This is a genomic window from Ralstonia psammae, from assembly GCF_958405935.1.
GTDB classification, from domain to species: Bacteria; Pseudomonadota; Gammaproteobacteria; order Burkholderiales; family Burkholderiaceae; genus Ralstonia; species Ralstonia psammae.
Window position 1 is genome coordinate 1 of the sequence record NZ_CATZBU010000047.1, and the last position, 1,303, is coordinate 1,303.

Here is a 1,303-nt window from a genome sequence, read left to right on the forward strand (position 1 = left end):
GGTTCTTCGAAGAATTCCGTGGGCCGAATCTCCACATTCCGTATGCTGGCGCCGACAAGGGCAAGTGTTCGGAGGCGGAATGCTGGATCGCAAGACACTGCAGGCGCTGGGCTGCTGGAAGGGTTACCGCCTGGAACGGGTGGAGTGGCCGCAAGGCGAGAGCCGCACGCTATCGCTCTATCTGAAGCCAGTCGGCAAGGTCATGCACTGTGAGCAGTGCGGCGCGCGTTGCTCGCAGATTCATGAGACGACAGTTCGGCGGGTCCGTGATCTGCCGCTCTTCGAGTACCGGGTGGTGCTTCACGTTCCACGCCGGCGTGTGTGGTGCGAGCGTTGCGGAGGGCCGCGGCTGGAGAAGCTGGACTGGCTGGGCCGCTACCAGAGGGTGACGCAGCGATTCGCCGAGGCGTGCGAGAAGCTGCTGCAGTCGAGCAGCGTACAGGCGGTGGCGGCGTTCTACGACCTGGGCTGGCACACGGTCAAATCGATCGACAAGATGCGCTTGCGAGCGCGTGTGGCCGAACCGGACTGGTCGCGCATCCGTTATCTGGCGATGGACGAGTTCGCGCTCCACAAAGGCCATCGCTATGCCACGGTGGTGGTTGATCCGATCGGCCGGCAGGTGCTCTGGATCGGGCCGGGGCGCTCTCGTGAGACCGCCCGCGCCTTCTTCGAACAGCTTCCCGAGGGCGTTGCACAGCGCATCGAGGCGGTGGCGATCGACATGACGACCGCCTACGAGCTGGAGATCAACGCGCATTGCCCGCAGGCCGAGGTGGTCTACGACTTGTTCCACGTCGTGGCCAAGTATGGGCGTGAGGTGATCGACCGGGTGCGGGTGGATCAGGCCAATCAACTACGGCATGACAAGCCGGCCCGGAAAGTTCTGAAGTCCAGCCGGTGGCTGTTGCTGCGCAACCGCCACAACCTGAAACCCGAGCAGGCGGTGCACCTGAAGGAGCTACTGGCCGTCAACCAGCCGCTGTTGTGCGTCTATGTGCTGCGCGACGGACTCAAACGACTCTGGTTCTATCGCAAGCCTGCCTGGGCGCAAAAAGCCTGGGAGCAGTGGTTCGAGCAGGCGCGGCAAAGCGGGATCGCCGCTTTGCAACTGTTCGCCCAGCGCCTGCAAGGCTACTGGCATGGGATTCTGGCCCGCTGCCGTCACCCCCTCAACACCAGCGTCGTCGAAGGCATCAACAACACCATCAAGGTCATCAAACGTCGGGCTTATGGGTACCGCGATGAGGAATACTTCTTCCTCAAGATCCGCGCCGCGTTCCCCGGTATTACTCGATGAACC

1 protein-coding gene is annotated in these 1,303 nt (G+C 62.9%); it reads left to right on the forward strand.

Going from position 1 to position 1,303, the window contains the following annotated elements; all coding sequences use genetic code 11:
- Window positions 1-79: 79 nt before the first annotated feature.
- Window positions 80-1,300 (forward strand): ISL3 family transposase, encoded by a 1,221-nt coding sequence (locus tag R2N16_RS25390; RefSeq protein ID WP_316669811.1) that lies wholly within the window; start codon window positions 80-82, stop codon window positions 1,298-1,300.
- Window positions 1,301-1,303 lie beyond the last annotated feature (3 nt).